At 26.9% G+C, this 12286-nt stretch carries 12 protein-coding genes and 1 riboswitch; of the genes, 8 read left to right on the forward strand and 4 right to left on the reverse strand.

Annotated elements, in window-relative coordinates; all coding sequences use genetic code 11:
• Nucleotides 1-168: 168 nt before the first annotated feature.
• Nucleotides 169-1542, reverse strand: coding sequence for an MFS transporter (locus tag KGF36_RS15730; protein ID WP_227828277.1), 1374 nt, complete (start codon nucleotides 1540-1542; stop codon nucleotides 169-171).
• Nucleotides 1543-1728: 186 nt separating this feature from the next.
• A riboswitch (FMN riboswitch) is annotated at nucleotides 1729-1844 on the reverse strand.
• 276 nt (nucleotides 1845-2120) lie between these two features.
• On the opposite strand from KGF36_RS15730, the gene KGF36_RS15735 reads away from it, so the two are divergent.
• From KGF36_RS15735 to KGF36_RS15750, 4 genes are all read left to right on the forward strand, one after another.
• A complete protein-coding gene (locus KGF36_RS15735; protein WP_227828278.1) occupies nucleotides 2121-3200 on the forward strand; it encodes an ATP-binding protein in 1080 nt (359 codons plus the stop codon).
• Nucleotides 3201-3511: 311 nt separating this feature from the next.
• Nucleotides 3512-3868, forward strand: a complete 357-nt coding sequence (locus KGF36_RS15740) for an effector binding domain-containing protein (protein WP_227854894.1) — start codon at nucleotides 3512-3514, stop codon at nucleotides 3866-3868.
• A gap of 9 nt (nucleotides 3869-3877) precedes the next feature.
• A complete protein-coding gene (locus tag KGF36_RS15745) occupies nucleotides 3878-4294 on the forward strand; it encodes a hypothetical protein (RefSeq protein WP_227854842.1) in 417 nt (138 codons plus the stop codon).
• A 265-nt stretch (nucleotides 4295-4559) separates the two neighbouring features.
• Nucleotides 4560-5927, forward strand: a complete 1368-nt coding sequence (locus KGF36_RS15750) for a bifunctional metallophosphatase/5'-nucleotidase (RefSeq protein ID WP_227828280.1) — start codon at nucleotides 4560-4562, stop codon at nucleotides 5925-5927.
• Between the two features lie 557 nt (nucleotides 5928-6484).
• On the opposite strand, the gene KGF36_RS15755 is transcribed toward KGF36_RS15750, so the two are convergent.
• Genes KGF36_RS15755 through KGF36_RS15765 form a run of 3 tightly spaced genes read right to left on the reverse strand, consistent with a single transcriptional unit; the run spans nucleotide 6485 to nucleotide 8068 of the window.
• A complete protein-coding gene (locus KGF36_RS15755) occupies nucleotides 6485-6838 on the reverse strand; it encodes an ABC-2 transporter permease (protein ID WP_227854843.1) in 354 nt (117 codons plus the stop codon).
• Nucleotides 6835-7692, reverse strand: a complete 858-nt coding sequence (locus tag KGF36_RS15760; RefSeq protein ID WP_227828282.1) for an ABC transporter ATP-binding protein — start codon at nucleotides 7690-7692, stop codon at nucleotides 6835-6837. Before KGF36_RS15760 ends, KGF36_RS15755 begins: the two co-directional genes overlap by 4 nt.
• Nucleotides 7685-8068 (reverse strand): GntR family transcriptional regulator, encoded by a 384-nt coding sequence (locus tag KGF36_RS15765; protein ID WP_227850578.1) that lies wholly within the window; start codon nucleotides 8066-8068, stop codon nucleotides 7685-7687. The genes KGF36_RS15760 and KGF36_RS15765 overlap by 8 nt, the downstream gene beginning before the upstream one ends.
• A gap of 467 nt (nucleotides 8069-8535) precedes the next feature.
• Here KGF36_RS15765 and KGF36_RS15770 point away from each other — a divergent pair, with 467 nt between their 5' ends.
• The 4 genes from KGF36_RS15770 (at nucleotide 8536) to KGF36_RS15785 (ending at nucleotide 12228) form a co-directional block, all read left to right on the forward strand.
• On the forward strand, nucleotides 8536-9216 hold the full coding sequence (locus KGF36_RS15770; protein WP_227828284.1) for a DUF881 domain-containing protein: 681 nt from the start codon (nucleotides 8536-8538) through the stop codon (nucleotides 9214-9216).
• Between the two features lie 28 nt (nucleotides 9217-9244).
• Nucleotides 9245-10588: a GspE/PulE family protein gene (locus tag KGF36_RS15775; RefSeq protein WP_227854844.1), complete on the forward strand. Its 1344-nt coding sequence runs from the start codon at nucleotides 9245-9247 to the stop codon at nucleotides 10586-10588.
• Between the two features lie 151 nt (nucleotides 10589-10739).
• Nucleotides 10740-11825 carry a type II secretion system F family protein gene (locus KGF36_RS15780; RefSeq protein ID WP_227828286.1) on the forward strand — a complete coding sequence of 362 codons (1086 nt, stop codon included), beginning with the start codon at nucleotides 10740-10742 and terminating at the stop codon, nucleotides 11823-11825.
• Nucleotides 11826-11877: 52 nt separating this feature from the next.
• Entirely contained in the window at nucleotides 11878-12228 is a 351-nt protein-coding gene (locus KGF36_RS15785; RefSeq protein WP_227828287.1) for a type II secretion system protein, read from the forward strand.
• Nucleotides 12229-12286 lie beyond the last annotated feature (58 nt).

Below are 12286 nucleotides of genomic sequence, written 5' to 3' on the forward strand. Positions count from 1 at the left end.
ATATTAAAATCAAATAAAGGATGCCTCAAAATGTTTTTAATGGAGATTTTGTGGCATCCTTGTTGTTTATAAACAATAAATATAAGTAATTATTGTTAGAAACTAATAAAATTAGTGTAAATTAGTTTGTTTAAAGATTTAGTGATTTATATAATTAGCAATAAATCTTTACTGAGAAGTAGTTTTTTCTGTCTTTTTCATAAAGAAAATTGTAAGTATAAGTCCTATAAAGCATACTGCTGCTGCAATCCAGTAAGATTGATTACTAGCTGCGACATAAGCCAGTGTATGACTTGTAGACTTTTGATGATATATAAGTCTTTGTGCAAAGAAACTACTGAAAAATGCTGTCCCAAGGGCAAATGACAAATTACGAACAGTTGCTAGAAAACTTCCTCCATATCCTTGCTTTTGAGGTGGAACATCTGCCAAGATACTACTATTGTTTGGTGAGCTAAAAGAGCCTAATCCAAAGCCAAAAATAATTAAGCATAGAATCAAAAGATATAATGGAGAATCAGCTTTTAAAAGTGCCATTCCAACCAGAGCAATAGTCATAAATGAAAAAGATACAGTCAGAATATTTTTTGCACCATGTTTGTCAGAAAGAGAACCTGCAATAGGAGCTATAAGTACCATAATAAGTGGATGAACAGTCATGACAGAGCCAGCCATCATAGGAGATAAATTTTTTAGTTGTTCTAGATAAAAAGGAAGTAGGAAAGATACTGCCATTTGAGGAAAATAACAAGCTATTCCAATAATATTGCCTACAGTGAAATTTCTATTTTTAAACAAAGGTAAATCAATAAAACTTTGTTCAAATTTTACTTCTCTCAATACCAACAATAAAAATGCTATAATTGCCACTATTCCTAGATACCATTTTGTATTTCCTTCTCCATTCATTGCAAGCAATATAAGTGTGGTACAAGATGCAAATAATAGAAGACCTGGAATATCGAAACTTTTGTTTTGTTCATCTAAAATAGGTTTTGGTAGAAATTTTATCCCAAGAAAGACTGCTATAATACCAATAGGTATATTGATGATGAAAATAGAAGGCCATCCAAAGTGTTCTAAAAGTATTCCACCAATTACAGGACCACTCATATTTCCTATACCAACTACTGCTCCAGTAATTCCTATAGCCTTTCCCTTTTCATTTGCTGGAAATGCATTAGAAACTATACCAAGTCCAGTTGCCATTAAAATACTTGCTCCAATTGCTTGAAATATTCTTGATAAAATCAATGTTACTAGGTTATTAGATATACTACATAGAAAGGAACCTATTGTAAATATAAAAAATCCTAACGTATATAGATAATTTGAACCTACCTTATCACCTAGCTTTCCAAAAAACAACATAGTAGCTGTTACAACCAACATATAAGCTGTAACTACCCATTGGATTTGCGACATGTTAATTTTAAAGTCGGCAGCAATTGTAGGATTTGCGATATTTAGTATACTTCCATCAAGAGTAGACATAAATATACCAATACAGATGATAATTAATACTATCCATTTTTGTTTCACTGATAACACTCCAATCTTTTACATAGTAGATTTTGTTTTATAAGTACAGTATAGTTACAAAATAAACAACAAAAAAGCACCTATTTCTTAGGTACCTTAGAATATGTTTATTTTCATGAATAAATGCGGTAGTTGAAGGATTTGTATAGATTACTCATGTAAAATTACATAAAGGTACTCATATACTATTTTCTTCTACCATCCAGATTTTACTGTCGGCTTTGGAATTTGACCAAATTCTGCCATAAGGCTCGCGGGCTTTTACCGCCGATAGGGAATTTCACCCATTTCTGAAGAAAAACAGATGTATTTTTTAATTTTATTTTAACATAAAATAACAGTCGAGACAATTAGATTTAAGCAATACAGACAACTACACCACAGTATAGACAGTTTTATTATACTTTTGGACAAAACCTAAATTAGAGTATAGTAATAGATTGAAATTAAGTAAAACAAGTTATTGCCATTGCTGAATGATAAGTTTTATATTTAGCAAAAGCATAAAGCTGTAACAAAACTCGTATAATATTAATATCTTAATTAAGAGGTATGGTAAATTATGAGGAGGCGCTAATATGGAAGGAAAGATAAAAAAGGCATTTCCAGGTGGAAACACATCACAAGGGTCATATTCTTTTTTTGACTATATAATTCCTGAAAATGTAAAAAGAGTTTTTTGTTTAAAGGGTGGACCTGGAGTAGGAAAATCCTCACTAATGAAAAAAATTTATAAAGAGTTTTTGCATAAAGGATATGATATTGAATTATATCATTGCCCTTCTGACCCAAGTTCGTTGGATGGTGTAGTTATAAAGAAACTAGGCGTGGTACTTATGGATGCAACTGCTCCACATACTGTAGACCCTAAACTCCCAGGTGCTTTGGACGAGATAATTAACTTAGGCGATTACTGGAATACAGAGGAGTTAGAAAAAAATAGACAAGAAATTTCAAGCTATGATAAAGATATTAGTAATGCTTTTAAAAGAGCATTCAAATTTTTAAAATCAGCAGAACCAATTTTTAGAGATATCGAGGAAAAATATTCCGACTGTATGGATTATGGAAAAGTAAATTTAGTTACAGAAGAATTCATAAAAAGATTATTTGATGGAGTAGATAGTACAGGAAAGTTAAAGAAAGAAAAGCATTTATTTGGATCAGGTATAACTCCTGTAGGATGCTTAGATTATACAGAACATATTTTAAAGGATGTAGGTAAGGTTTATTATTTATCAGGAGAAATAGGCGCTGGGAAAACTACACTTTTGAGTAAAGTGTACAAAAAAGCCATTGAGAAAGGCTTGAATGTAGAAGTTTATCACTATCCACTTATTCCTGAAAAAATTGAAACCATATTATTAACTGATTTAGATATAGGAATAACTATAAGTAGTACTTTTAAAGATGAAGATACAATTGATTTGAATCAATTTTTAAATAGAGAAAAATTACTTAAGTATGAAGAAGACATTAAATTTGATGAAAAAGTTTTAGATGACTTAATTTGTTGGTCAGTTTTAAATCTTAAGAGAGCTAAATCAAAACATGATATTATAGAAAGTTACTATAGTCCTAACATGAGATTTGATGAAGTAGGAAAATTGAGAGATGAACTAGTTAAGAGAATTTCAAAGTATGAGGAAAATATATAAAATATGTCTGTTTAAAATTAATATTAACTAGTATATATAATCAACAGCAAACTGCTATAGCTTTGAAGCTATGGTAGTTTGCTGTTTTTTGCTATAATTTAAACAGATAAATCTTTGCACAAAAAGACAAGAAAATTTAGAGAATTTATTATAAAATATGGGGGTACATATGAAATGCAGTGGTTAGAGGGATTACAACAATCTATTGATTATATTGAAGACAATATTTTAGAAAAGTTAGATTATGAATATTTAGCAAGATAACATTAAAAATATCTTTAGATGGAGGAAATACTTTAGATTACAAAATTATCGATAAGAGAGAATTTTCAGTAATTGCTTTAAAGAAACAATTTTCTAAAGATGAAGATGTATTTAGAAAACAAATACCAAGGTTTTGGCAAGACTTGTTTAATAGTAGTTTGTATAGAGAGCTAATTTCTTATGTGAAAGAAAACACTGTTACAAAAGGTGGTATTTTGGGAATAGATGAAATGGCAGTTTCACAAAACAAACAATTATTTAATTATTATGCAGCTGTTGAGACAGATGAAAAACCTAAAAATGATAAATTTACCTTATTTACAATACCTTCTCATAAATGGGCTATTTTCAAGTGTACAGGTGCCATGCCAAATTCTATTCAAAATCTATGGGTAAAAAAATAGGAGGAGTTTATGAAAAAATGTAGAGTATCTGAGATAACAGCTTATTTTAATACAGACGTGGAAACAGTTTGGAATATAGTTACAGACAATCGTGATTATAAATGGAGAAGTGATATAAGTAAAATTGAAATATTAGATGACGGAAGTACTTTTATTGAGTACAATAAGGATGGAAACAGCACAAAATTTACTGTTACAGAAAAAACTAAAAATAAGTTTTATAAATTTGATATGGAAAATAAATTTTTCTATGGTAATTGGCAAGGCGAATTTTTTGAAGAGAATGGAAAAACTAAAATAGTGTTTATAGAAAATATATATGTTAAAAATCTTATTATAAAAGTTTTATCTTATTTCTTTATGAACTTAAAAAAAATACAAATACAATATGTTGAAGACTTAAAAAGAAAATTAAATGAGATGTAAAATATTTTATTGTGAAAGTTGCAATAATTATATAATTGACCTTGATGATAATATCTAAAGTTGCATTTAAAAAAGTTACTATTATGAGTGACTTTTTTTATGTAAACAAGAGTATATTCTAGTATATAACTAAGTTTTTATGGAATATATAGATGACTTTTGTATATTAATGTATTATTATTGATGTTAGATTTGTATTATAAATTAAATATAATAAAGAATGAAATTAAGATTTATACTCAGAAAAAATAAAATTGGAGGATTTATGAAAAATAAAATAATTATAGGTATTACTTTTTTGTCTGTATTACTAATGTCTGGATGTGCCTCAAAACAAACAACAGAAATAAATGTATTAGCAACTACCGATTTACATGGAAACCTACCTTATGAGTTAACTTCTTATATAAAAGAAGAACGAGAAAAAGATAAAAATATAACTCTAGTAGATGCGGGAGATTTCTTTGATAGTGGGCCAATAGGTTCACCTATGGAAAAATATTTTGATGATAGACGAACAGATATTGATAATAAAACCGAGAAGTATATAGAAACTCCTATTGCAAAAGAAATGAAAGAATTGGGATATGATTCTGTAGTTCTTGGAAATCACGAATTTGTATCTAACTCTAAATTTTATTTAGACAATATGATATCTGATTTTAATAAACAAGGTATTGATGTATTATCAGCTAATACTTATAAAAAAGATGGGAGTAGTTACACAAAGCCATATATAATAAAAAATATTAATACCCCTAAAGGTAATGTTAAATTAGGTATTTTAGGTCTTACAATAAAAGAAGTTGGAGAGAGTGTGGATTCTAAATCTTTGGAGTTAAAAGACCAAGGAGGTTATAATGGTGAGCTATATATGAATGATTTAGTAGATGATGCAAATAAATGGGTCGATGTAATGAAAAAAGATAAAGCAGATGTTATAGTTGCTGTAGTACATTCAGGTGAGAAACCTAAAAAACCTAAAAATCCAGGAAATAGAATACAAGAATTGGCTCGAAATGTTGATGGTATTGATGCAATAGTAGCTGGACATACACATGTTCAAATTAAACAACATGACTATAAAAATAATTTAGGAGAAAAAGTTATAGTTACACAACCAGGAAAACATGGAGAATGTGTTTCTAAAATTAACTTTAAACTAGAAAAAAATAATGATAAATGGAATGTTGTTGATAAATCTAGTGAGTTATCCACGTTTGAAAAAAATCAAGAAATGGATAGAGTTAGTGAATTTTTTGGAAGTATTTTCAGTCTAGATAGCAAAACTAAAGAAATTAGCTTAGGGAAATTGCTTCCTTTTAAATGGGATAAACTATATATATTTGAACCATATACACCTGTTGAAACAATATATAAAACTGTAGGATATAAATGGAGAAATATCATACCAGCAGATAGTGAGGATATAGTACAAATGGTATTTATGAGTAATAAAAAACCTATTTGTTATATATATGGTGACTCTAATAAGACAGGATTAAGTTTAAAGGTTGATAAGTCTGAATATAAAGATAGTATTATAACAGTTTTACCTAATGATAATTTTAAAGTTCAAAAAGATGAAAAAACTTTTAAAGTGAATCTTGAACATATCAAAACGGATATATAAATAACTCATAGAAATTCTATGTTTACATAAAATATTTAATCTTCTCTTACTACTTTTTGTAAGGATTCAATTAGAAATTTTATTATGATTGAATTTTTACAATGTACAGAAGATTTATTTTTAAATATATGTACATAAATGTTTGAAATTTTTATATAATTATATTGGAGAAATATTTTAATTTATAAATAAAAGGAAATGAATTAGTAAAAATTCATTTCCTTTTTCTATTTTAGATTTTAACTTTTGATAAATTTATATTTACACTATCGTCTACTTTCGTATAGTAAGAAAGATATTTTATAAGAAACTACTAAAATAATAAAACTAGCAATAAGCCCAAGAATAGAAAATATACCTTGGTTGTATATTATAAAATCTATTACAAATGATATTTTATCAATCAATGAGGTCATTAAAACTAATGTCAATACAATAATATATGGAATTAATGACCAAAATCTTGCTTTTAGGTATCCCATCTTAAAAAAGATAGGTATTTGAACTCCTATTATAGCAGAAAAAACTAAAAAAGAGGTACTTATTCCTAGTATAATTTATTGAATATCAATAGATTTACTTTTAAAAAATAATACGACTATTGAAAGTATAGTAATTATAAATACTGTTAATACAAAGTTAATTAAAATGAAAATATAGCGACCTAAAACTATATCTCTTAATTTAATTGAAAGAGTACCATATAGGCGACTTAAGTTGTTTTTTTCTTCTATGGCAAAAACGTTAGAAATCATAAGGGCAACAAACCAAGAACAAGTAATATAAAGTGTTAATGTTGATGAGCCCATATATGAAAAAAGCATTATAACAGGTAACAAAACTAAATTCATATTAAAATAAGATTTCATTGTAAAAATATCTAGTTTAGTAAATTTAATTGAATCGGTCATCTTACTACACCTCTCTTGCTAACTTTTATAACTATATCATCAATAGTAGCAGTATCTATGATACAGTTATTATATTTAATAGTATCATTTGTATGAATTAATCCATCAAATCCAATATCTGTTTCACGTAGGCCAATAATATCTTTTTTAAGTGTTTCTGTTAAATCTTTTGGTCTTCCTTTAATTAATCTAAATTTTTCTAATAAATCTTGCAAACTTCCAGTATAAAATAATTCTCCATTATTTATAAAAGTAATATAATCAGCAACTTTTTCCAAATCAGTAGTAATATGTGTAGAAAATAACACACTTCTATCTCCATCTTTTATGTAGTCCTGTAGAATTTCCAAAAGTTCATCACGAGTTACTGCATCAAGTCCACTTGTTGGTTCATCAAGTATAAGCAACTTAGCATTATGAGAAAATGCACATGATAACATAAGTTTCATTTGCATACCTCTAGATAATTCACTTATTTTTTTATTTAGAGGTAAATTAAATCTGGTTATCATACTTTTAAAAATATCGTGATTCCAGTCTTTATAAAAGATAGATATAGCTTTTTCAGTATCTCTTATTGTCCAATTATCTGCATAAAATATATTATCAAATACAACACCAATATTCTGTTTAATAAGATTTTCATTTTTAACATTGTCCATATCAAAAACTAAAATCTCTCCTTCATCTTTTTCTAACATATTTAGAATTAATTGTATAGTTGTTGTTTTACCTGCACCATTTGGGCCAATTAATCCCATTATATATCCCATTGGTAAGGTAAAATTTATATTTTTTAGATTAAAATCATTAAAGTTTTTACTAACACCATTTAGTTCCAAATAATTATTCACCTTTTTCCACCTCCAATAATAATCTCAAAAGACTTATAATTTCTTTATCTGTCATAGACGCTCTTTGTGCTGCTTGTATTGCATTATTAAGATTTGATTCTACTTCTTGTATTAACTGTTCACGAATAAGTTCAGAACTACTTGACATAACAAAAAATCCCTTGCCTTGACGGCTCATAATAAAACCTTCTTGCTCAAGTTCATTATATGCTCTAGTAGTAGTCAAAACGCTAATCTTTAAATCTCTTGCTAGTTGTCTAAGTGAAGGTAGAATTTCATTTTCTTTTAATTCTCCTGAAAGAATTTGTTTTTTTATCTGTTCTTTAATTTGTTCATAAATGGGTAAGTTAGAACCATTTGAAATAATTATATTCAAAAAAACACCTCTTTAACTGTATATTTTCATACAAGTACAGTATAAACAGTTGGATGTTTTTTGTCAATATAAAAAATTACAATACACATTTACAATAATAATCTATATGTATGTACTTATTTTGAAAAGTTTTTAAATTAAAGTGTGTAAGCTGAAAATAAAGTATGTAAGCAAAAATATTATCAATATACATTTTAAGCTTAGTTTATATTTATTTAGCTAGACATTATACTTTAACAGATATTAAAAGTATAAGTTATCTAATTAAATTATATACTTTTTACTGTTTATAACAGAATCCTTTATATTCAATGCTAGTAGGGTGGGGACATAAGTATAATGTATGATATTATATACTAAAGATGAATTTTAACATATAACTTTGATATAATAAGCATATGTAAATGTTTAATATTTAATTAAAGAAAATTATCATATAAAAATAAATTTGTAAGGAGTAATACAGTATGAAAAAACAATATGTGTTTATAATACTAGCAAGTACTATTTTAGGTATGCTTGTTGGAACCATATTTAGAGATTATAGCAATGAAGAAACAGTTTATACAAGTAAGGATAAGTCAATAAGAAAAGAAATAAGAATAACAAGAAAATCTATAAAAGAACTGGCAAAAGAGAAAGATAAATTAGATAAAGAAATTAATTCGATGAAGAAAAATCAAAAGAATTCTAATGAAATCTCTAAAATAGAAAGTCTTAGGGAGAGTCTTTCATATTCAGATGTAAACGGTAGCGGAATAGTATTAAGTATAGATGCCATAGATGAAAAAACAGGAAACATTGCCAATAGCATAGACTACAATAAAATCTTAGTAAAAGTCATAAATGAATTAAAAGCAAATGGAGGAAAATACATAGAAATAAATGGTCAAAGAATTAATCAGTACTCAGAAGTTGTACTTGCAGGTAGCCATATAAATATAAATGGAGTTCCAGTAGCACAACCCTATGAAATAAAATGTATTGGTGATAAAGATAAACTATCTAGTTACATAGACAAAGGTAGTAAATATTTAGATAGTGTACAAAGTACTTATCCAATGAAAGTTAGTATAAAAGCTGAAGAAAATATCTCTATGAAAAAACTGAAAATACCTAATAAATTAAAGTATATAAAGGGTGATTAAGATTATATTAGAGGAAAGCAGTTTACCAATGTTAATACCAGAAAAACTTGCAAAAAAGTATAATGTATTTCCAGTAGAATTTCAAGATGACAATCTAGTAGTAGAAATAGAAGATGAAGATATATATGCACTGCAAGACTTGAGATTAGCAACGGGGAAAGAAATTATATTAAAAAAAGAAAGAAGAGAACTTATAAGTGAGAAGATAGAAAAATATTACAATAACTTTGAACTTGATGAAAATTATGCAAAAAGATTATTTGAAAATCTTCTAGAAAAAGCTATAAAAGAGAACGCAAGTGATATACATATAGAACCATTTAAAGAACATTTGATAGTTAGAATGAGAGTTGATGGAGAGTTAAAAGAAATATCAAAGTTTTTAATAGATGTTTATCCAGCATTAGCTACAGTTGTTAAATTAAAGGCTTCAATGGACATAACAGAAAAAAGGCTTCCTCAAGATGGAAGAGTAGACATAAAGCTAGATGATAGCTTAATTGACATTAGGGTTTCATCAATCCCAACTGTATATGGTGAAAAAATTGTTTTGAGAATACTTAATAGAGATACTTTTTTAAAAGATAAATCAGAACTTGGATTTTCAGAAGAAGCGATAAACTCTATAAATCGTATAATAAGTAAAAGAGCTGGAATATTATTAGTGACAGGACCTACAGGGAGCGGAAAGACTACTACAGTATATTCCTTACTAAATGATTTAAAGGGTATAAATAAAAATATAATGACTATAGAAAATCCAGTAGAATACAAGATGGATGGAATAAGTCAGATACAAGTAAATTCAAAAGTAGGGTTGAGTTTTGATGTAGGTCTTAGAGCTATATTAAGACAAGACCCAGATATAATAATGGTTGGAGAAATAAGAGATGCAGAAACAGCTAAGATAGCAGTAAGAGCCGCTATAACAGGACATTTAGTTATAAGCACTTTGCATACTAATGATGCAGTATCTGCTATAGCTAGACTATTGGAAATGCAAATTCCACCATACCTTTTAAATGCATCTCTTATAGGTGTGATATCTCAAAAGTTGGTTAGAAAAGTTTGTAATCATTGTAGCCATGAGATTATGATAAAAGATAATTTTAGTGGAGATGTAAATACTAAAGTAGCTGTAGGATGTGAGAGATGTAATGATAAAGGTTATTTTGGGAGAACAGCAATTTATGAAATTCTAGAAATTAATGATGATATAAAAACATGTATAAGGGATATGAAGGATTCTAGTATTGTTAAAGAAGTAGCACGAAAAAATGGAATGATAACATTTGAAGATAGCTGTAAAAGGCTAATAAATGAAAAAATAACAACATTAGAAGAATGTTTAGTGGTAAATGAAATAATTTAGTTAAACAGTGTAACCAAATTTCATACAATCGATTTTAATTAAAAGTCTCGATTGTAAATTGTATCTAGATAAAATAAAATTAACATATTAAATTAGAAAATATCGAGCCTATTTAATTATAATTAATATAATTTGGAAGGAATTATAATACATGAAAGTATCTAAAAGTATATTTTATAATTTAGACAAGATTCATTTAGTATTAAACAAGATTAGTAATAAAGAGCTTAGAGTAATTTGCAAAGAGATAGGTATTTTACTAGAATCTGGATGTGAAATTACAAATATATTTCAAATTATTGAAGGACAATCTAGCAAAAAAGTAAAAAGTTTGTTTAATACAGTATCAAATCATATTCAAAATGGAAATTCTATAGCAGAATCATTTCACATCACAGGAACATTTTCTAAATTTTTTATAAGCATGATAAAAGCAGGGGAAACTAGTGGAAACTTAGATGTAATAATGAGCGATTTATCTAATTATTATGATAAAGAATATAAATTAAAAACAAAAATAATAACTATTTTAATCTATCCAATGATACTTATCATATTATCAATAATATCAATAATATTTATCTTTATATTTGTGATACCAAATTTTCAGGTGGTTTTTGCCAGTAATGGGATTGAACCACCTTTCATAACTAAGATTTTAATAGGAATTTCTATGATAGTTACAAATTATCTAGGTTATTTAATACTTAGTTTTATATTGATTTTAATAGGAACTATTTATTTTTTTATAATGAATAATAATCTAAAAAAATTAATTAATTCATTTAAATTCAAAATACCTTTTTTAAAAGGCATTAATCAATTAGTAGCTACAACCAGATTTTCAAGAGCGTTGTCTATTTTACTTAGTAGTGGCATACAAATAGTGGATGCAATAGACATGTCAGCAAGTGTCATAGATAATGAATTCATTTATGAGAGACTAGAGATTTCTAATAATTATATAAAAAAAGGAAATAGTATAGGTAAGTCTTTGAATCTAGCAAATATTTTTCCTAAGTTATTTGTTTCAATGGCAAATACAGGTGAAGAAAGTGGAAAGCTAGATAAGAGTCTAGATGTAATAAACAGATTTTATGAAAATGAATTAAATAATAAAATAGAGCAAATAATGAAATTTGTAGAGCCTGTAATAATTGTATTTATGGGATTGATTGTTGGAGTTTTTATTTTATCAATGGTTATTCCTATGTTTGATGCAATTACTAGTTTCTAATATAAAAATAAATTTTACTAAATAAAACTTTTAAAAAGGAGAGAAAATTTAATTGATAAATAAAAAACGAAAAGGGTTTACACTTGTTGAAATGATTGTAGTAGTAACAATTTTAGGGGTTATATCTAGTATAGCATTAGTTAAATATGGTAAAGTTCAAGAAAGTGCCAAGATGAATGCAGACTATACAAATGCAGCTAATATAGTAACTGCAGCTAGTATGGCTATTAATGATGATGAAAATATAGCAGAATCTCTAAGCGTAGAATCACTTAAAGAAAAAGGTTATTTAAATACTGTTCCAGTTCCTCAAAGTACATCAGGTAAGTTTGAACTTGTTATAAGTGATAATGGTACAGATATAAGTGTAAATGTAAATTCAAAACAATTTTATCCAAGATAATATTTGTTTTTATACGTTTTTAGTATCAAATTATAAAGATATTTTTAGTATTCAATTG

It is taken from the genome of Clostridioides sp. ZZV14-6009 (genome assembly GCF_020658095.1).
In the GTDB taxonomy this organism is placed as follows: Bacteria; Bacillota; Clostridia; order Peptostreptococcales; family Peptostreptococcaceae; genus Clostridioides.

What these genes read in the sequence shown, in the direction of transcription:
- KGF36_RS15750 (WP_227828280.1), top strand. Translation starts at nt 4,560, where the DNA reads ATGAAAAATAAAATAATTATAGGTATTACTTTTTTGTCTGTATTACTA.
- KGF36_RS15780 (WP_227828286.1), top strand. Translation starts at nt 10,740, where the DNA reads ATGAAAGTATCTAAAAGTATATTTTATAATTTAGACAAGATTCATTTA.
- KGF36_RS15755 (WP_227854843.1), bottom strand. Translation starts at nt 6,838, where the DNA reads ATGACCGATTCAATTAAATTTACTAAACTAGATATTTTTACAATGAAA.
- KGF36_RS15735 (WP_227828278.1), top strand. Translation starts at nt 2,121, where the DNA reads ATGGAAGGAAAGATAAAAAAGGCATTTCCAGGTGGAAACACATCACAA.
- KGF36_RS15770 (WP_227828284.1), top strand. Translation starts at nt 8,536, where the DNA reads ATGAAAAAACAATATGTGTTTATAATACTAGCAAGTACTATTTTAGGT.
- KGF36_RS15775 (WP_227854844.1), top strand. Translation starts at nt 9,245, where the DNA reads ATGTTAATACCAGAAAAACTTGCAAAAAAGTATAATGTATTTCCAGTA.
- KGF36_RS15745 (WP_227854842.1), top strand. Translation starts at nt 3,878, where the DNA reads ATGAAAAAATGTAGAGTATCTGAGATAACAGCTTATTTTAATACAGAC.